The organism is Streptomyces sp. NPDC002669 (genome assembly GCF_042889165.1).
Taxonomy (GTDB): Bacteria; Actinomycetota; Actinomycetes; order Streptomycetales; family Streptomycetaceae; genus Streptomyces.
In genome coordinates, this window is the sequence record NZ_JBIAQQ010000034.1 from 46,199 (window position 1) to 64,481 (window position 18,283).

Consider the following 18,283-nt stretch of genomic DNA (forward strand, 5'->3'; position numbering starts at 1 on the left):
CGTGGGTTCTTGCCCAGAGGGGCTCACTCGGCAAGAACATGCCGGGAATTCACCCGAAGCGCACAGAGCGGCCAGGGAGCCGACGCGCTACTGCGCTTGCCGGGCTCACAGCACCGAGCCGGGCCACAACCTGGCAGAGGCACCGTCCGGGCATGGGACGGCCCGAATTGTCTCCACACGAATGCAGATCTGATTTCACGGGAGGAACGAGTCGTGGCATCGCCTCCCCGTTACCCGCTTGAGCTCCGCCGCGGCGCGGTGCGCATGGTCGCCGATGTGGGCGACGGCTACCCGAACGGGACGGCCGCTCCGCAGGCGGTCGCCGACAAGCTCGGCAGCGGCTCACGCGAGACACTGCGGAACTGACTGAAGCAACACGAGATCGATGCGGGGATGGGGTCAGGGGCAACGCGAGGCTGATCTCCAGGAGTGGACACCGGGTTTCACGCGACGAGTGACCGCGTACGTGATGTGGACAGTTGCTGTTCGGACCCGGCTGGTGTGAGGTGGCCGAGCGCGGAGTGCCGACGGCGCCGGTTGCAGTACGACAGCCGGCGGAACAGCTCGGGCCGGGCCTGGGCCTTCGGGGTCCGGCGGCGGCCGTGGAGCAGCTCGCGCTTGAGGCCGTGGAAGACCGGCTCCTCGGCCGCGCCCTCGCTGCCGTCGCGGCCCCGGGCACGGCCCCGGCCCCGTCCTTGCGCACCCAGGTCCGAAGCGACTCCGCGGTGATGCCGAGATCCGCGGCCACCGCCGCGTACGTCCGCTGCCCGGCCGCGACGTGGTAGAGCGCGACAGCGTCCTTATGGAACGTGGCGCATCCGCCCGCACGGATGTTGGTGCTGTGCCGAGAGGACATCTGATCAGTGTTCACGTCGGCGGGAGTGGGCTGTCTGTTTTGATTCGCCAGGTTTGCGGAGCAGTTCCGCGCCCGGGAAGGGCACCTGCAGGTGCCCCGGCGCCTGGAAGCCGGGAAGTGTCTTTTCGAGCTGTCGGAACGCTGCTGACGGGATCGTGGTGGTCGCCGCGGAGGGGCCGATCCGCGGGCCGGTACCGCTCCTGCTCAGGCGGCGCGGTCGGCGCCGCGCAGGCGTGGACATCGAGTGGGCGCTCGGCTCGGTGGCGGGGCAGCGGGTGTGGGTGCTGTCACCTGTCATGGCGACGACGGAACATCGCGCGATACTCCCCCGGCCGTCGACCCGTGTGTCTGGCGAAGACGCCGCTGAATGTCCCGGGGTCGAGGTATCCGACGTCGGCGGCGATGCCCGCGACGGTCTTGTCGGTCGTCTCCAGCAGGTGTCTGGCTCGACGCACCCGGACCGTCTGCAGGTAGGCGAGTGGCGTCTCGCCGGCTTCGTCGCCAAAACGACGGAGCATGGTTCTCGTGCTCACGTGAAACTTCTGGGCGAGGGCGGGCAAGTCGTAACGAGCGCTGAGATTCTGGTCGAGCCAACGCTTGACGCCGAGCGAGAAATCACCGCCCGCGGTGGGGACGAGCCGCGAGTCGACATAGGGAGCCTGCGTGGAGCGTGCGTCGTCGACGAGCGCGATGCGCGCGGTGCTGCGGGCGACGCGGGGGCCGTCGTGTTCGCGGATGAATTGCAGCGCGAAGTCGTACATGGCGCTGAAGGCCGCCGTGGTCGTTATCCCCCGGTCGGTCACAACCAGTCTCTCAGAGCGGAGACGTACGTCGGCGTACCGGCGGGCGAACCGGTCCGCGAACAACCAGGACGTGGTCGCCTCGCGTCCGCCGAGCAGCCCGGCTTCAGCGACCAGGAAGGCGCCCACGCAGATCGATACGACGGCGGTCCCGGCGGCAGCCTGCGATCGAATCGATGCCACTTCCGGCCTCAGGTTCGCGAGGGTCGCGTCGAGATCGAGCGTGGGCGAAAGCTCGAAGCCCGGCACGATCAGGACGTCCACCGGGCGGACCGCTGAGACGTCGAGGGCCGAGCCGCCGGACGCGATCACACGCCGCCGGGGCGAGATGACCGACGTCTCGTGAGCCGGCTGAACCGACCCGTTCGCCGCAGCGACGTGAGTGGCCATCGTCAGGAGGTCGGGGACTCCGAACACCTCCGACGCGAAGCAGCCGGGGTAGGCCAGCACACCTACGCGCAACGGACTCATACGGCCCCTCCGGCACCTTGATCGGATGGCGATATTACCGGGATACATGGCGATACCGCCTCTTCTCCAAGAGGGCGGCCACTCGTCACCATCTCGGTCATGACAATCATGCGAGGACAGAGTGACCCCTTGGACGACTTCGCGCGGAGGACCGTCGGCGTCGATGACGTCGACAAGACCGTTTATGTCTCCGGGGCAGGGCCGGCCGTCGTCCTCATGCCCGAGATGCCGGGCATCAGCCCCGACGTCGCCCGGTTCGCTCGCTGGGTGCGCGATGCCGGCTTCTCCGTGTACATGCCCTCTCTTTTCGGGGTCGACGGTGCTTATCCGCTCGCCGAGGCGCAGGAGACCGTCGTACGACGCGCGTGTGTCAGCGCCGAGTTTCGAGCGTTTGCCGGTGGAGGTACCAGCCCCGTCGTCACATGGCTGCGCGGCCTCGCTCGCCTGGCGCACACCGAGCGCGGCGGGCCCGGTGTCGGCGCCGTCGGTCTGTGTTTCACCGGCAACTTCGCCTTGACCATGGCGCTCGAACCCGCTGTCGTCGCACCGGTGGTGAACCATCCGTCGCTTCCGCTCGACGACGACGCCGGTCTGGAGATCGGTGACGAGGACGCTGCTGCCGTGGCCGAACGCGTGGCGCGAGACGGGTTGAAGGTTCTCGCTTACCGATTCGACAACGACAGGTGGTGCACCGGTCGGCGGTTCGCGGCCTACCGGGCACTGCTCGGGGACGCGTTCGACGGCCGCGTACTCAGATCCGGGACGGCGAACACCAACCCGCCACCCTTCTTCCGTGATGTCGTCGGTTGCGCCCACAGCGTCGTCACAGCGCATCTCGTCGACCAGGACGGTCACCCCACCGTGCAGGCCCGGAACGAGATCATCGCCTTCCTGGCCGAACGGCTCGGGACACGGCAGGAATGATCCCTGCACGGCCCGTCCCGGCCTTGCTGGTCGGGGGCGACACCGACGGTGGCAAGGGTCCGACAGGCGGCCGGGTCGGGACGGGGGGAAATCTTCGCCGGCCTGGATGACCATGAACGGGAACACGTGCCCCAGTGACCTGAGTCAGAGATTCGGTTGCAGTAAGCGCTGTCCCGTAATTGCTGGTCAGAGGTGAGATGATCTTGCCGTGGTTGGTGTGATTGTGGCGTCGGAGCCGTCCTGGATAGTCCCGTTCACCGGGCTGAGCCCGCGGCAGTTCGGCAAGCTGGTCACCGCGCTGCGGCGCGAGGGTGCCGACCCGGTCCGCAAGGGCCGGCCCTGGAGTCTGCCGCTGGAGGACCGGGTCCTGCTGGTCGCCGCGTACCGGCGCACGAACTTCACCCTGCGCCAACTGGCTCCGTTGTTCGGGGTGTCGAAGTCGGCGGCCGACCGGATCGTCGATCACCTGGGTCCTTCGCTCGCGCTCCAGCCGCGCAGGCGGTTTCGCAAGGACACCGTGCTGATCGTGGACGGCACTGTGCGCCACGAGGCGCTTGATGACCGGGCGGGGGTGGAAGGACTACGCCACCGGGCTGTCGCAGCAGTCCGGTTGAAGCTGAGGGCAGCCTGATCCGGGGGGGCGCCGGTGTGGGTGGGAAGCAGCCCTGACAACGCCGGGACGTGCTGGCACTGCCAGACAGTGCGGGTCCGGCAAGCGAGACGAGAAGGTGTACGAGAGGAACCAGTGGCAAAGCTCCGTAAGCGACGAACCGGCTCCAATCTGGTGGATATGGGCCGGGATGCAGTGCGTGACCACTCTGGTGGTCAACTCCGAAGCCGCGTAGTGCCGTCGGTGGGGAGGCCACGATGAAGGACTGCGGCGTAGTCGTGGCGATGCTGCCGGAGCAAGAGCTGGGCGCCTCCCTCGTCGACCGGTCATCGAGTGAACGTGGGAACCATCCCCGGTCGCCCTACGGACCAGGCCGCCAGCTTGGTCCAGGGCAGGCCCGTCGCCGGCCGAGGGCCGTGGGATGGGGCGGAGGTCCCGTAGTAGTCCGAGCGCGCGAGAGGCACGCACATGGCGAAGTTGCGCCGTCTAACTCGGCGTTGGATCACTCTCTCAGAGAGTAGAGGTTCGGAAGGAGAAGCCTCTGGACTACCCGCCTCACCTGGACGCGAAAGCGCGAGGGGACAACAGCATGGCGGGAAAGCGTGGAGCGTTGTGAAGGCGTTTATAGCGCTGCCGCGCAAAGTCCGTGTGATATGGCGAAGACCAGACTGTTTGAAGCCCAGTTCCCAGGGATGGAAATGTGCATCCTCCGACATACAACGCCCGGAGCGGAGCCACCAGCATCAGGCGAATCCCCTTTGCTTCGCCCCAACCCTTCCGACTGGTGGACGGTGGGCAACGAGCTCACTCAAGGGAACGGACAGGCCGCCTACGTCACGCTCGATACGTCCAACGCAAGAGGAATTCGGGATCACCTAAGGGGCGCGAGCCCTACGGTGACGGAGTGCCAGTAGTAGTCGTGGGAGTAACGCCCCACCGAGGAGAGCGGGAGAGCCGCTTACAGGGCCAAGTGGCACAGGTGTCCACGATATCCGGAGAGGCAAGGTACGCGTAATGCAGAGAGCCGAAGCCCTGATGGAGATCATCCATGAACGCGGCAAGAGAGGATTGCCACTGGAGAGGCTGTATCGGCACTTATTCAACCCAGAGCTGTACTTGCGGGCCTACGGGAAGATCTATCGCAATGACGGCTCTATGACACCCGGCTCCACCCAGGAGACCGTGGATGGTATGAGTCTGAAGAAGATTCAGGCGATCATCGATGCGCTGCGGTATGAGCGCTATCGGTGGACCCCGGTTCGACGCGTATACATCGAAAAGAAGGGATCTCCCGCGAAGCGTCGCCCTCTGGGTCTGCCTTCGTGGTCGGACAAGCTGCTGCAAGAAGTGATCCGCTCCCTGTTGGAAGCGTATTACGAGCCGCAGTTCTCCGACCGCTCTCACGGCTTCAGACCAGAAAAGGGATGTCACACTGCGCTCACGGAAGTATCTGAGACGTGGCGTAGTGTCACCTGGTTCGTCGAGGGAGACATCTCCCAGTGTTTTGACCGGCTGGATCACGGAGTCTTGCATTCCGTCCTGGCCGAGGACATTCACGACAGCCGCTTCCTGCGGCTGATCGACGGACTTCTCCAGGTCGGATATCTGGAGGAATGGCGCTACCACGAAACATTGAGTGGTGCGCCACAAGGGGGTGTTCTGAGCCCCTTGCTCTCCAATATCTACCTGAACCGGTTGGACAAGTACGTCGAGACAACACTCTTACCCCTCTTCAACCAGGGAGCCCGCCGCAAGCCGTATCTTCCGTACATGCGGATACACAAGGCGGCTTGGAAGCTGGAAAAACGCGGACAGCGCGAGGAAGCACGACAGTTGCGTCGTCAACTGCAACAGCTCCCCTCGCACGATCCAAACGATCCTGGCTTCCGACGGCTGCACTACGTCCGCTACGCGGACGATTGGCTGCTGGGGTTCTCCGGTACACGACGGGAGGCCGAGTACATCAAGGAGAAGATCGGGAAGTTCCTGCGGAACCGGTTGAAGCTGGAACTCTCCGAGCCGAAGACCTTGATTACCCACGGGCGGACACAGGCCGCTCGCTTCCTCGGCTACGAAATCGTGGTCCTGCACGACGATGCCAAGCGCGATCGGAACGGTCATCGCTCTATCAACGGGCAGATCGGCCTGAAAGTGCCAATGGACGTCGTGCGCGGAAAATGCAAGCCCTACATGCGCCGCGGCAAACCGGCCGCCCTGCTGGAGCGCGTGCACGACTCGGATTTCCGGATCGTCACGCGGTTTCAGTCAGAGTTCCGGGGCCTCGCGGAGTATTACCAGCTGGCCTACAACCGGCATCGCCTCGGCCTGCTGAGGTGGATCACGGAACGCTCCCTGACCAAGACGCTGGGACATAAGAACAAGATCAGCGTCAACAAGGTCTGGAATCGCTACCGTGCCACCTGGCAGACACCTGCTGGACCCCGAAGGGGTCTACAGATCAAGGTCGAACGCGGCAAAGGAAAGAAGCCACTGGTCGCCCGTTGGGGCGGGGTCTCGCTGGCCCGAAGGACCACGAGGGTAACTCTCAAAGACGACCTTCCTGCGGTTTGGAGGAAGCGTCCCGCAGAACTCATCGACCGGCTCATGTCCGGCCGTTGCGAACTCTGCAAGGCGCGAACAGAAGTCGAAGTGCACCACATTCGGCGTCTGAGTGACCTTCGCTCCGGGAGTCAGGCTGAACAGCCTGACTGGGCAAAGCAGATGGCATCGCGCCGCCGCAAAACCCTGATCGTCTGCCGTGACTGCCACAACGGAATCCACAGCGGATTCCCTATTCGGCAGGACTCGATTGAATCGACGCTGGAGAGCCGGGTGCGGTGATAAGTCGCATGCCCGGTTCGGTGGGGGGCCGTCGGAAAAGGGTCCGCATCAGCGGACACCTCGCCGGCGGCCTACCCTGCGGGACCAGCAAGTCAGCAGGGAGGAAACTGGAATGCCAGGAGGATTTCGCCGGTGAATACCGACGAACTGGAGTCGGCCCTTTACTGGGGCGAGCGCCGGGTACTGGAGATTCAGACCAAGCTGCACCAGTGGGCCAGCGGTGATCCTCACCGCCGGTTCGACGACCTGTTCAACCTTGTTACCGATCCCGCCTTCCTTCTGGTTGCGTGGGCTCGGGTGCGGGGTAACAAGGGTGCACGCACCGCCGGAGTGGACGGACGAACTGCTCACTACGTGGAGGCGGTGCGAGGAGTCGAGGTATTCCTCGACGAACTGCGGTCGGCGTTGAAGGACCGTAGTTTCCGCCCGTTGCCGGTGCGGGAGCGGCTCATTCCCAAGGCGAACGGAAAGCTCCTTCGCCTCGGAATTGCGACCGTCACCGACCGCGTGGTCCAAGCATCCTTGAAGCTGGTGTTGGAGCCGATCTTCGAGGCGGATTTTCACCCACAGAGTTACGGGTTCCGTCCGAAGCGCCGGGCCCATGACGCGGTGGCGGAAGTGCGTCACCTTACCTCCCGCTCGTATGAGTGGATCGTGGAAGGTGACATTGCTGCCTGCTTCGATGAAATTTCGCATCCAGCCTTGAGGGACAGGGTGCGAAGGCGCATCGGAGACAAACGCGTTCTGGCCCTGGTGAAGGCATTTCTCAAGGCAGGCATCCTCGGCGAGGACAAGTCCTTGAGGCCGACTGACGCCGGTACTCCGCAAGGGTCGATCTCTCTCCATTGCTGAGCAACGTGGCCCTGTCCGTGCTGGACGAGTACATCGCCCAGGCGCCGGGCGGACCTCGTGCCAAGCAATATCAGCAGGCCAAGCGTCGCCGGAACGGTCTGCCCAACTACCGGTTGATCCGGTACGCGGACGACTGGTGCCTGGCGGTATCGGGTACCCGAGGTGACGCAGAGGGACTGCGTGAGGAGATCGCGATTGTGCTTGCCACGGTGGGCTTGCGTCTGTCGCGGGAGAAGACACTGATTACCCATATCGAGGATGGTCTCGACTTTCTCGGCTGGCACATCCAGCGCCACCGGAAACGAGGCACCAGCAAACACTTCGTCTACCTCTATCCGGCCAAGAAGGCGCTCCGCTCCATCATGGCCAAGGTGAAGAAGTTGTGCTGGCAGGACGTGAACCTGCCACTCGATGCTCTGCTGCACCAGCTCAATCAGGTGCTGCGGGGCTGGACCGCCTACTTCAAGCACGGTTCGTCGAAGGCGACCTTCAACTACCTGCGGGCCTACACCTGGAAGCAGGTCTTTGGATGGCTGCGCCGCAAACACCGGCGAACCAACTGGAAGGAAATCCGGCGCAAGAACACCAGCGACGGATGGTGGCCCGCCACCAGCGAGACAACCCTCTTCAATCCGGGGGCAGTAAAGATCGTCTATTACTCCTACCGGGGAAGGGAAATCCCCTCGCCATGGCCGAGCACAGCATGAGGAAGGCCAGTTGAACCACCGGGACTTGCGGAGCGCCCGTTGCGTGGAAACGCGCACGGCGGGTGCGGGAGGCGGTTCGGGGAAACCCACCGACGGAAACGTCGGCAGGGCGCCCCGGGTCGACCTCACCTGGTGCCCACCCGCGACCACACCATCGCCGAGCGGTCGAAGAACTACCGGTACTCCACCAACCACCAGGTCGTCATCGACGCGGACACCCGGCTCGTCGTCGCCGTCGGCCGGCCGCTGCCCGGCAACCGCAACGACTGCAAAGCGTGGGAGTTGTCCGGCGCGAAGGACGCCGTCGGCAGGACCACGGTGATCGCGGACGGTGGCTACCGCGGCACCGGCCTGATCATTCCGCACCGCCGCGAACGCGGCCAGACCGAACTCCCGGACTGGAAAGAAGAACACAACGCTTCCCACCGCAAGGTCCGCGCCCGAGTCGAGCATGCCTTCGCGCGGATGAAGACCTGGAAGATCCTCCGAGACTGCCGCCTGAAAGGCGACGGCGTCCACCACGCCATACTCGGCATCGCCCGCCTCCACAACCTCACCCTCGCCGGATGACCGGGAAACAACGCTGGTCAACCAGCATGCCGTAGATCATTTACGGGACAGCGCTACTGCAACGGTGCTTGCTGTGACGGGTGGGCAGGTCGATCGTTGGTGTGGTCATGGGTGGGCATCTTGCTGAGGTCGGTTCGTGGGCCGGTGAGTTGAGTGCGGTGCAGGGGCGCTTTCTGCATCGGTTCAGCAGGTCGGAGCCGCGTGAGTCTGCTCTTGCCCTATATGCGGGGGTTGATGGCGCCGCTGGAGCGGAAGAACGGCTGGACGTTGGCTGAGGAAGCGGGCCATGCAGGCCCGGACCGCATCCACCGGCTTCTGAACCGGATCGAGTGGGACGCCGACGAGGTTCTGGACGATGTGCGTGCGTACGTGGCCGAGCATCTCGGCGACCCGGGTGCGGTCCTGATCGTGGACGACACCGGCTTTCTGAAGAAGGGCACCGGCTCCGCCGGGGTGCAGCGGCAGTACTCCGGCACCGCCGGCCGCACGGAGAACTGCCAGGTCGGTGTCTTTCTCGCCTATGCGGCCCCGCTCGGGCGGACGCTGATCGACCGTCGGCTGTATCTGCCCGCCTCCTGGACGGACGACCGTGAGCGTTGCCGCCGGGCCGGCGTCGACGATGCGGTCGGTTTCACGACCAAGGTGGCGATGGCCAAGGCGATGGTCCGCCGGGCGATTGCCGACAAGATCCCGTTCCGCTGGGTGACCGCGGATGCCGGCTACGGTTACAGCAAGGGCTGGCGCTCCGAGCTGGAACAGGCGGACGTCTTCCACGTCATGGCCACCACCCGCCACGACACGGTTGTCACTCGCTGGGCGATCGACCACCCGGTGAGCGATCTCTTCCCCGGCCTGCCCCGGCAGAAGTGGAAACGCCGCTCGTGCGGTGCGGGCGCCCACGGGCCCCGCGTCTACGACTGGGCGCGTGTCGAGGTGCGCCCCTGGCACCGGCCCGACCGCCGGCACTGGGTGATCGCCCGCCGCAGCGTCGCCCGCCCCGAAGAACTCTCCTACTGCATCGCTTACTGCCCCGACGACACCACCCTGGACGAGCTGATCCGCATCGCCGGCAGCCGCTGGGCGATCGAGGAATGCTTCGTGCGACACGAGGCTGCTTGAGCTGAGTGAACTCACCGAGAGGAGGTTCCGTTGAGGAAGGTGTAGTTCCGGGCCAGTGTTCAGGGCCTGTCCCCGCCCCGGCGTGCGTTCCTGGTAACGGGAGGGTGCGAAGCCCGGGGGAAAAGCCCAAGGACTCCTGTTCCATCCGGGAGTTACAGGCAAGGGGAATGAGTGGACGGGTGAATGCGAATGAACCCTTGGCTATGCCTCGTAACTTCGAACCCCGCCGATGGGATGTTTCAGCGGGGTAAAGGACTGGCCGTTGAGAAGCGGCAGGCGCCGGCTGGAGAGAAGCAGTCAGCCGGGAGAGCACCGCCGTCCCGGGGTAGAGAGGGCACCCACCCCGCTCGCATCTCGCTCATGCAGAACGTGGAAACCCCGAAGGGGTCCTGGTCGCTTCGTGCACCGGGTAGGCCGACCGCAAGGAACGCTCAATCCCCCGGCGGGAACAGGATGACCCAAGAAGCAAACGCCGGTGGCCGAAAGGCAACAGGAAACCGGGACACAACAGCTGGTCACTCCACCAGCCATCCCGCATAACTGGCCGGACAGGGTCCAGGTGACCCGGCCCGAAAGGGTGCTGACGTGGGTCAGGTGAGCCTGCGAAGAGAACGATGACAAGGACGATGGAACTGAAGGACACGTTAGACGCTGTGCCGCCGAGCGGCCCGGTGAACGGACCCGAAGACGAGCTGCTCGACTGGCATGCGATCGACTGGGATGCCGCCGAGGGGAACGTACGTCGTCTGCGCCAGCGCATCTTCGCGGCGTCGCAGGCCGGGGACCTGAAGAGGGTCCGCAACTTGCAGAAACTGATGCTCCGCAGCCGCAGTAACACGCTGGTCAGCGTGCGACGGGTGACGGAGACCAACGCTGGTCGCCGGACGGCGGGCATCGACGGCAGAGCCGTGCTCACAAACCCGGGAAAGGCCGAGTTGGCCACCTGGGTCCAGCACGGCTCAGCTTCGTGGAAGCCCAAGCCCGCCCGGCGCGTCTACATTCCGAAGAGCAACGGAAAGCGGCGTCCCCTCGGGATTCCGGTCATCATTGACAGAGTCCTGCAAGCCAAGGCAGTCAATGCGCTGGAACCCGAATGGGAAGCCCGGTTCGAGCCGAAGTCTTATGGGTTCAGGACGGGCAGGGGATGTCAGGATGCGATCCAGGCGATTTTCACGGTCGCGCACGGGAAGATCCCGAAGCGGAAGTGGGTACTGGACGCGGATCTGGCAGCGGCATTCGACCGCATCGATCACGCTCACCTCATCGAGATGCTGGGAACCTTTCCCGCCACGAGAATGGTCACCCGATGGCTGAAGGCCGGAGTCATCGAGAAGGAGTGCTTCACCGCCACTGAGGAAGGAACGCCTCAAGGCGGCGTGATCAGTCCCCTTCTGCTCAACATTGCTCTCCATGGAATGGAGGAGGCTGCCGGAGTCCGCTATTTCACCGGCGGATCACACGCCGGTGAAACAAGACCGGGCTCGCCGGTGCTGATCAGATACGCTGACGACCTGCTTGCCTTTGCTCATTCCAGAGTTGAGGCCGAGCAGATCCAGACGCGACTGGCCACGTGGTTGAAACCCAGAGGTCTGGTCTTCAACGAGGACAAGACGAGCATCGTCCACCTCAACGAGGGCTGCGATTTCCTGGGCTTCAACATCCGCCGCTACCGCGGCGGGACGGTGCTCCTGATCAAACCCAGCACGGCAGCCGTGCGACGCATCCGGAAACGGCTGGCCGCCGAGGTCAAGGCCCTGCGAGGGGCCAACGCCGAAGCGGTGATCCACAAGCTCAACCCGATCATCCGGGGATGGGCCGCCTACTACCGGAGCGCGGTGTCCAGCCGCATCTTCCATGCCCTGGACGCCTACGTGTGGAAGCTCGTCTACAAGTGGGCAACTCACACACACCCGAACAAGCCGAAGCACTGGGTCACTGCCCGCTACTTCGGCATGTTCAACAAGGCCAGGCGGGACCGGTGGGTCTTCGGCGACCGCGACAGCGGCCGCTACCTCACCAAGTTCTCCTGGACCAAGATCGTCCGGCATCAGATGATCAAGGGCGCGGCGTCCGTCGACGACCCAGCCCTTGCCGACTACTGGGCCGAACGACGTCGCAAACACAAGCCAGCACCTGCATACGCCCGCGAGCCATCAGGGCTTGCTTGAGCCGTGTGCTCGGACAACGGGCCCGCACGGTTCTGAGGGGGGACCGCCGCAGCAACGCGGCGGTCCTACCCGACCAGACCGCGAAGCAGGAGTGCGGCCTGGACGACTACCAAGTTCGCCGCTACCCCGGCTGGCACCGCCATATCACCCTGGCCATGGCCGCCCATGCCTGCCTCACCGTCCTGTGGGCCCGCGAACTGGACACCGGGAAAGCAGAAACGGATCCTCCCAGCTCATCCACCTCGGCCTCGCCGAGATCAGACGCCTGATCCACCGCCTCACCAACCGGCGGCCCGCACCGGTCGAGCACATCCTGCACCGGTCGACCTGGCGCCGAAGACGACAACACCAAGCCCGCACCAGCCACTACAAACAACGCGGCCACACACCACCAGAAACCGACCCACTATCATACAAAAGACCGTTGCAGTACTAGTCGTTCGTGACCCCAGCTGACCGCAGGTGCCTCGGTCTGTGCAGGAGCTCGGAGGCATCCCGGTGAGGTGAGAGGTTCACCCTGCGGAGGGCTCGGACCACGGGTATTCGATTATCCGCGCGACTGCGGCCGTGAGGGTGCCAGACGCAGGGGCCCGCCGGTCTCTTGCTGGAGGTCAGGGCCTGATACCTCACACACGACGGGATACAGCCATTGCTCCAGGCCCTTCAGGGACTTCGCGCAGATTCACCCCAACGAGCCGAAGTCAGTAGGATCTAAAGGCCCGCATCCGCGGCCCGTGAAGCGAACACCTTCACGACCGGTGGTGCGGGGCTATGGATTCGCTTGCGAGAGCCCATAAGACGGCCCGCGGTCGCGGGCCGTCCGTGACCAGTGGAGTTCGAACAACATGAGACCTGTACGTCCGCGCCCCTACACGTGCATAGGAACCCTCCTCGCCGTCGGCCTTCTGGCCGGCTGCTCCTCATCGGACGGGTCGGCCGAGCCGACGCGTTCGGAATCGTCGTCCGGCCGGCCCGCGCCCGGGAACGAGAGCCCTAAGGCGTCGTCCCCGGCCTTCGCCACCCCGTCCGAGTGCGACGGCCTCCAGCTCAAGGGCGGTACGACCCTGGCCGGTTCGGCCCTGTCGAAGTGCCTGGTGGCCGCCCTGAAGGCGTACGGATCGGGGACGGAGGCCGTGCAGTCGGGGGACGAGTCGGGGACGTCGCGGTTCCTCTTCGGGGACGAGCCCGCGCTGGCCGGGTCGATGACGGGGCCGGAGGGGGAGAAGGCGTACGTCTTCAAGGGCGAGGACGAGTGGATCAAGACGCCGGGGCTCGGCAAGTGGGTCAAGGGGGACAAGAACAGCAGTGACCCGCAGGAGCAGATCGTGGCCGCCACCGGGAAGCTCTACCGCGCGCTCGCCGATCCGGAGATGACGGCCCAGATGATCGCGTCGGCGCCGGAGTGGACCGTCGAGCAGGAGCGGCCCGTGCTCTCCCTGGAGAACGGGGAGGACGTCACGGCGTGGCGGATCGTGAACAAGAAGCCGTACACGTTCATGGGCGCGGCCGTGCGCGAGCACATCCTCTGGTTCGGGGACGACTTCACGCCCTACGGCGGGCAGGCCGAGTCCCGGACGGCTGGCGTGATGAGCACGACCACGCAGCACTTCTACGACCTGGGCAAGCCGGTGACGATCGAGGCGCCCGAGTAGACCTTTCGCGCTCCGCGTTCAGGGGCCGGCGGACGGCTCCGGGGCGCGGGGCGCGCACGGCCGGGCGCCTACAGCGGGACGATGACGAGGGCCGTGTCGTCGTCGGCGCCCGTCGGCAGCAGATCCGCCGGCAGCGCGTCGGCGAGCACTTCGGCCCCGGCCCCGTGGTGGCGGGCGAGGGAGGCGGCGAGCCGGTCGAGCCCGGTGTCGATGTCCTCGTTCCGGCGCTCGATCAGGCCGACGTCGAAGCTGGTCACGGCGATGCCGTGCAGGACCTCGAACCCGAAATCGGAGTTGTGACGTCCCCACCGGCCCAGGACCTCGCGGTGGTAGAGCAGCGCGGTGCCGATCCCGCTGCGCGACGGGAGCAGCGGGGCCGCGTCCAGGTCGCGCATGGCGCGGGCAAGCGGCTTGTGGCCGTAGCGGTCCCACCCGGTGGCCTCCTGCAGCAGCACGGCGTCGACCCGCCGGGCGTCGACCCGCTCGGCCGCGCTGTTGATGCGCTCGGCCAGCAGCGGCCAGCGATGGTCCGGGTCCCCCGACCCGGTACGCAGGCCGCCGAGCCCGAGATTCTGCACCACGATGGTCAGTTCCATGCACACTCTCCCCTTGCGTCTGGTGCGTCTCCCGCCCGGAAGACCGTCCGGACGCCCCGGGGACGCCGTAGCCACAACCCGCCGCCCATGGGCCGGCCACCCCAAGCCTTGGCGAGCGGGCCCGGCCACGCATGGCGAGTGGGGCCGCCTGCCCAGCACCGGCTCCGTCACCTACCCTCCCGGTCGCCTACCTGCCCGGCCTGACGATGCGCCGGATCGCCGACCTCTACCCGGGCGAGGCCAAGACGGATGTGAAGGACGCGTTCATCATCGCGGACGCGGCCCGGGCGATGCCGCACACGCTGCGGGCGATCGACGGCGAGGACGAGACGATTGCCGAGCTGGAGATGATCGTCGGGTTCGACGACGACCTGGCCGGCGAGGCCACCCGGGTCGCGAACCGGCTGCACGGCCTGCTGACCCAGATCCATCCGTCGCTGGAACGGGTCCTGGGGCCGCGGTTGCAGCACCCGGCCGTCCTCACCCTGCTGGAGCGGTTCGGGTCACCGGCCCAGATACGCAAGGCCGGCCGCCGGCGGCTGGTGACCCTGCTGCGGCCGAAGGCACCGCGGATGGCCGAGCGGCTGGTCGAAGAGATCTTCGCCGCCCTGGACGAGCAGACCGTCACCGTTCCGGGGACCGAGGCGGCCGCGCTGATCGTCCCGAGCCTGGCCGCCTCGCTGACGGCCGTGCTCGACCAGCGCAAGCTACTGGCCGGGCGGATCGAGGAACTGCTGGAGGTCCACCCTCTTTCCAAGGTCCTGACGTCGATGCCGGGCGTCGGCATCAGGACCGGAGCCAGGATCCTGATCGAGGTCGGCGACGGCAGCACCTTCCCGACCGCCGGCCACCTCGCCGCCTACGCCGGACTCGCCCCGGCAACCCGGAGCTCGGGCTCCTCGATCCGCGGCGAACAGCCCTCCCGGAGAGGAAACAAACAGCTCAAACGAGCCTTCTTCCTCTCCGCCTTCGCCGCCCTGGGCGACCCCGCGTCCCGGGCCTACTACGACAAGAAGATCGCCCAAGGCAAGCACCACACCCAGGCCCTGCTCTGCCTCGCCAGACGCCGGGCCGACGTCCTGTTCGCGATGCTCCGCGACGGAACCTTCTACGAGCCCCAACCCGTTGCGGCCAGGTGAGGAGTCCAGACTGCTCGATCACTCCTCCGGCCGAAGCCGCTGACGAGCCGCCTCAAGCCGCTGGTCATAGTCAGGCGTGAACAGCTCAGGAAGCGCCTTGTCGAGCGTTCCGGCGATCCGATGGATCGGCGCCCAGACCGCCGGATCGTCGACAACGCGGCTGAGGTCCGTCATCTGGAGCTTCTCCAGCCAGTGCGACAGCACCAGTGCCTCATCACCCGTGAGCTTGATCGTCACCTGGCTATCACTCATGCACACCCCTACGGCTCGGCCCGCCCTTGACCGCACGAACCTACTGGCCTTGGACCTTGACCAAACACATAGGGGCACCCCCCCCGGGACCGGGCGCCGCCGCCGAGCACGCGGCGCTCTGCCCCCGCTGGTCGGGGCCCGGGTCCTGCGCGCCACTCTTCACCCGGGCCGTTCATCTGCCGCGCGTCGCTTCCCGGTACACAGCCGTCAGCGCGTCGTCGATGGGCTGGTGCTGCGGCTTCCCTGAGGAATCCGCATCGGCGATCCCGGACGCGCCGCGCCCTATCCGGCCGGCCTCGCGCACCTCGGCCCGTACACCCGCGGCACACCCACGCGGTGGACGGCATCCAGATGGACTCAAAAGGCCCCGGACCGGGGCCGTCCGACAGGCTCGCGTCGCCGGCCGGTGCGGTCGCTGCGTCTTGGAAGCGGGCGCTGCCGTCACCGCGTCCGCACAATCACGCGGCGCGGCGCGGCGCGGCACGGGATCGGCGGCCCCTGCTCGTCACGCGCCCGCAGCGTCATCGCCGCGGATTCCCACGTCGGCGCCGGACACTCCGAGGGCGATCGAGCGCCAGGCGGCAGCCCACGAGACCTCCACCGCACCGGAGTTGTCGGCCGTCTGTCCGGGCAGGCCCGGCTATGGGAACTCGGGGAGTTACCCGGTCTCGCGGCGGGCCGCACGGGAGTTCCGGTAGGCCCTGCCAATGCCCTGATCCTCCTCGGCACCACCCTGGGCAAGCAGTGGGCGCACCGGTCGTCCCGGCTATGCGGTGTTTGCGTCGCCGCGCGGGTTGCCGGCCGCGGCGTGGGCGGTGACCAGCCCCGATTCGTAGGCCGCGATGACCGCCTGGGTGCGGTCACGGACGTCGAGCTTGCCGAAGATGCTGGTGATGTAGTTCTTGACCGTGGAGACGCTTATGTCCAGGGCGTGGGCGATCTCGGCGTTGTCGAGACCGGTGGCCATCAGACGCCACACCTCGACCTCCCGGGGTGTGAGTTCGCCCAGGTCGGTGGGGAGCGGCTGCGACCCGCCATGAGGGGCACGCACGTAGGTGGAGATCAGCCGGGTGAGCAGACGCGGCGCGACGACGGCCTCGCCCGCGTGGACGGTGCGGATCGCCGCGCTCAGGTCCTCCGGCGAGCTGTCCTTGGGCAGGAACCCGCAGGCTCCGGCGCGCAGGGCGCCCACGACGTACTCGTCCATGTCGAAGGTGCTGAGGGCCAGGACCCGGCAGCCGGGCACGGTGGCGGAGAGTTCCTCGGTCGCGCCGACACCGTCGAGGACAGGCATCCGGATGTCCATCACCACGACGTCGGGACGCAGCCGGCGGGCGAGGGCGACAGCCTGCGCGCCGTCCTCGGCCTCTCCCACGATCTCGAAGGACGGCTCGGGGGAGAGGATCAGCGACAGGCCGCGCCGGACCAGCGACTGGTCGTCCGCGATCAGCACCCTGATCCTCGGTGTGTTCGGCCGGATGTCGATCATCGGGGTCCCCTCTCGTGCCGGACGGCTGCTTCGGCCGCCTCGTCCGTGGTCAGTGGCAGGTCGGCCACCACTGCGAACCCGCCATCGGCCTGCGGGCCGACGGTGAGGGCGCCGCCGTGCAGGGCGACGCGCTCGCGCATGCCGATCAGGCCGTAACCACCCGAGCCCACCGACGACGCCCGCTCCTGCGGCGGGGTGCTCCCACCGTCGTCCCGCACTTCGACGGTGACTCGATCCCGGCGATATGTCAGCCGTACGGACACGCGGGCGGGCCCCGCGTACTTGCGGGCGTTGGTGAGAGCTTCCTGGGTGATCCTGAACACCGTGAGGCCGACGGTCGGGGGCAGCGGGCGCTGCGGCCCGTGGACGCGGAACTCGGTCGACAGTCCGGCAAGGCGGGATTCGACCACCAGACGGTCGAGGTCGTCGATGCCCGGCTGGGGCTGCGACGGCGCGGACTCCGGTTCGTCACCGGCCCGCAGCACATCAAGGAGCTGGCGCATCTCGCGCAGGGCGAGCCGCCCGGAGGATTCCAGGGTGACCAGGGCATCCCGGGCCACCTCCGGCCGGGCGAGGTTGGCCCGGGCTCCGCCGGACATCAGCTGCATGGTGGTGATGTGGTGGGCCACGATGTCGTGCAGCTCCCGTGCGATGCGGCGGCGTTCGTCGGCCACCGCACGGTCGGCGAGAAGTCGGCGGTTCGCCGCCACCTCCCGCTGCCAGCGGTTGACCGCCATGGCGGTGCCGACGACGATCAGGGCGGTGAGGGGCGTGACAGCGGCATCCTGCCAGGGCGGAATCCGGCCGTGACTCTGGCTCAGCAACGTCAGCGACACCGTCGCGACAGCCGCGACCGCTGTCACCCGGCCGGTGCAGGCCCTGGCGACCGAGTACAGGGCGACCAGCAGGACGGCACCGAAGTGTCTGGGCAGCGGCGCGGTCAGGGTGGCCGTCGTGTCGAGTGCCAGTACGGCGGCGAGCGCCACCACCGGGTGGCTGCGCCGGACGAGCAACGGCAGGGCTGCCAGCGCGACGAGGAGGAACCCGGCCACGCTCACGGCGTACCGGCCGGCGGGGTCGTCGAAGAACACGTAGCTGAGCAGGTTCATCACGCAAGCCCCGCCGGCCACGAGCGCGTCGTTACGGGACCACGGCGGCCCGGCGCCGTCGATGTGCAGCGGCTCCCGGGCATCGCCGGGCCCGATGTGTCGGCGCCTGCGCATGTCTGTTCTCCTCG

General features: G+C 66.8%; 10 protein-coding genes and 7 pseudogenes. 12 read left to right on the forward strand and 5 right to left on the reverse strand.

Going from position 1 to position 18,283, the window contains the following annotated elements:
* The first annotated feature begins 213 nt into the window (after window positions 1-213).
* Window positions 214-366 (forward strand): hypothetical protein, encoded by a 153-nt coding sequence (locus ACFYW1_RS34265; RefSeq protein WP_389002314.1) that lies wholly within the window; start codon window positions 214-216, stop codon window positions 364-366.
* 777 nt (window positions 367-1,143) lie between these two features.
* Here ACFYW1_RS34265 and ACFYW1_RS34270 read toward each other — a convergent pair.
* Window positions 1,144-2,127, reverse strand: a complete 984-nt coding sequence (locus ACFYW1_RS34270) for a GlxA family transcriptional regulator (protein ID WP_389002317.1) — start codon at window positions 2,125-2,127, stop codon at window positions 1,144-1,146.
* Between the two features lie 129 nt (window positions 2,128-2,256).
* On the opposite strand from ACFYW1_RS34270, the gene ACFYW1_RS34275 reads away from it, so the two are divergent.
* The 10 genes and pseudogenes from ACFYW1_RS34275 (at window position 2,257) to ACFYW1_RS34320 (ending at window position 13,570) form a co-directional block, all read left to right on the forward strand.
* The gene (locus tag ACFYW1_RS34275; RefSeq protein ID WP_389002320.1) at window positions 2,257-3,051 is read left to right on the forward strand and encodes a dienelactone hydrolase family protein; all 795 of its coding nucleotides are present in this window, start codon (window positions 2,257-2,259) and stop codon (window positions 3,049-3,051) included.
* 208 nt (window positions 3,052-3,259) lie between these two features.
* Window positions 3,260-3,592 (forward strand): annotated as a pseudogene (locus ACFYW1_RS34280) (transposase family protein); the annotation flags it as partial.
* A gap of 1,083 nt (window positions 3,593-4,675) precedes the next feature.
* A complete protein-coding gene (locus ACFYW1_RS34285) occupies window positions 4,676-6,502 on the forward strand; it encodes a reverse transcriptase domain-containing protein (RefSeq protein WP_389002323.1) in 1,827 nt (608 codons plus the stop codon).
* A 507-nt stretch (window positions 6,503-7,009) separates the two neighbouring features.
* Window positions 7,010-7,581: pseudogene (locus tag ACFYW1_RS34290) on the forward strand (reverse transcriptase/maturase family protein); the annotation flags it as partial.
* Between the two features lie 135 nt (window positions 7,582-7,716).
* The gene (locus tag ACFYW1_RS34295; protein WP_389002377.1) at window positions 7,717-8,061 is read left to right on the forward strand and encodes a group II intron maturase-specific domain-containing protein; all 345 of its coding nucleotides are present in this window, start codon (window positions 7,717-7,719) and stop codon (window positions 8,059-8,061) included.
* 129 nt (window positions 8,062-8,190) lie between these two features.
* Window positions 8,191-8,631 (forward strand): annotated as a pseudogene (locus ACFYW1_RS34300) (transposase); the annotation flags it as partial.
* A 107-nt stretch (window positions 8,632-8,738) separates the two neighbouring features.
* Window positions 8,739-9,729, forward strand: a pseudogene (locus ACFYW1_RS34305) (IS701 family transposase); the annotation flags it as partial.
* Window positions 9,730-10,376: 647 nt separating this feature from the next.
* Window positions 10,377-11,918: a group II intron reverse transcriptase/maturase gene (gene ltrA, locus ACFYW1_RS34310; RefSeq protein ID WP_389002326.1), complete on the forward strand. Its 1,542-nt coding sequence runs from the start codon at window positions 10,377-10,379 to the stop codon at window positions 11,916-11,918.
* Window positions 11,919-11,992: 74 nt separating this feature from the next.
* Window positions 11,993-12,187 (forward strand): annotated as a pseudogene (locus ACFYW1_RS34315) (IS701 family transposase); the annotation flags it as partial.
* 576 nt (window positions 12,188-12,763) lie between these two features.
* A complete protein-coding gene (locus ACFYW1_RS34320; protein ID WP_389002329.1) occupies window positions 12,764-13,570 on the forward strand; it encodes a hypothetical protein in 807 nt (268 codons plus the stop codon).
* A 68-nt stretch (window positions 13,571-13,638) separates the two neighbouring features.
* Here ACFYW1_RS34320 and ACFYW1_RS34325 read toward each other — a convergent pair.
* Window positions 13,639-13,809, reverse strand: a pseudogene (locus ACFYW1_RS34325) (SpoIIE family protein phosphatase); the annotation flags it as partial.
* A 539-nt stretch (window positions 13,810-14,348) separates the two neighbouring features.
* Here ACFYW1_RS34325 and ACFYW1_RS34330 point away from each other — a divergent pair.
* A pseudogene (locus ACFYW1_RS34330) lies at window positions 14,349-15,305 on the forward strand (IS110 family transposase); the annotation flags it as partial.
* A gap of 18 nt (window positions 15,306-15,323) precedes the next feature.
* Here the strand turns inward: ACFYW1_RS34330 and ACFYW1_RS34335 are convergent.
* From ACFYW1_RS34335 to ACFYW1_RS34345, 3 genes are all read right to left on the reverse strand, one after another.
* Window positions 15,324-15,557 carry a hypothetical protein gene (locus ACFYW1_RS34335; protein WP_389002332.1) on the reverse strand — a complete coding sequence of 78 codons (234 nt, stop codon included), beginning with the start codon at window positions 15,555-15,557 and terminating at the stop codon, window positions 15,324-15,326.
* A gap of 766 nt (window positions 15,558-16,323) precedes the next feature.
* Window positions 16,324-17,046: a response regulator gene (locus ACFYW1_RS34340; protein ID WP_389002335.1), complete on the reverse strand. Its 723-nt coding sequence runs from the start codon at window positions 17,044-17,046 to the stop codon at window positions 16,324-16,326.
* Window positions 17,043-18,269 (reverse strand): sensor histidine kinase, encoded by a 1,227-nt coding sequence (locus ACFYW1_RS34345; RefSeq protein ID WP_389002338.1) that lies wholly within the window; start codon window positions 18,267-18,269, stop codon window positions 17,043-17,045. Before ACFYW1_RS34345 ends, ACFYW1_RS34340 begins: the two co-directional genes overlap by 4 nt.
* Window positions 18,270-18,283: the final 14 nt, after the last annotated feature.

Excerpts from the sequence above, each read along its gene's own strand:
- ACFYW1_RS34270 (WP_389002317.1), bottom strand. The coding sequence starts at position 2,127 with ATGAGTCCGTTGCGCGTAGGTGTGCTGGCCTACCCCGGCTGCTTCGCG.
- ACFYW1_RS34285 (WP_389002323.1), top strand. The coding sequence starts at position 4,676 with ATGCAGAGAGCCGAAGCCCTGATGGAGATCATCCATGAACGCGGCAAG.
- ACFYW1_RS34295 (WP_389002377.1), top strand. The coding sequence starts at position 7,717 with ATGGCCAAGGTGAAGAAGTTGTGCTGGCAGGACGTGAACCTGCCACTC.
- ltrA (WP_389002326.1), top strand. The coding sequence starts at position 10,377 with ATGGAACTGAAGGACACGTTAGACGCTGTGCCGCCGAGCGGCCCGGTG.
- ACFYW1_RS34320 (WP_389002329.1), top strand. The coding sequence starts at position 12,764 with ATGAGACCTGTACGTCCGCGCCCCTACACGTGCATAGGAACCCTCCTC.
- ACFYW1_RS34335 (WP_389002332.1), bottom strand. The coding sequence starts at position 15,557 with ATGAGTGATAGCCAGGTGACGATCAAGCTCACGGGTGATGAGGCACTG.
- ACFYW1_RS34340 (WP_389002335.1), bottom strand. The coding sequence starts at position 17,046 with ATGATCGACATCCGGCCGAACACACCGAGGATCAGGGTGCTGATCGCG.
- ACFYW1_RS34345 (WP_389002338.1), bottom strand. The coding sequence starts at position 18,269 with ATGCGCAGGCGCCGACACATCGGGCCCGGCGATGCCCGGGAGCCGCTG.